This window comes from Paenibacillus apis (assembly GCF_018333295.1).
Taxonomy (GTDB): Bacteria; Bacillota; Bacilli; order Paenibacillales; family Paenibacillaceae; genus Fontibacillus; species Fontibacillus antibioticophila.
This window is the reverse complement of the sequence record NZ_BORS01000063.1, coordinates 1-314: the sequence shown is the minus strand read 5'-3', so window position 1 is coordinate 314 and position 314 is coordinate 1. Positions and strand designations below refer to the sequence as shown.

At 43.6% G+C, this 314-nt stretch carries 1 protein-coding gene; it reads right to left on the bottom strand.

The genetic code is table 11. The features are described 5' to 3' along the window. A partial coding sequence (locus tag KI362_RS25315) for a transposase (RefSeq protein ID WP_301630988.1) occupies window positions 1-239 on the bottom strand: 239 nt, incomplete at its 3' end. Window positions 240-314: the final 75 nt, after the last annotated feature.

Sequence of the window (314 nt, the reverse complement as noted above, 5' to 3'; positions counted from 1 at the left end):
GCGAGGTCTTGCTTCTCTCGCTCAGCAGCCTTAAGAAGTTCCTCCAATTGACGGACTTTCTCTGGGTTAGTAATAGGCTCATTTTCAAACGAACGGTATTTCGTCATCCAATTTTTCAGTGTTCCTGTAGGTATGTTCATTTCATCGGCGATCTCCGGTAATGTCTTCGTCTGCTCTTGAACATACTTCACAGCTTGCATTTTAAATTCTTCATTGTAGCGCTGACGCTGCTCTCCCATAGCGGACACCTCTTTCATCGTTAAGTATATTATTGGGGTCACTTAACGCTGTGTCCACTTTTTATTCTAGACGCA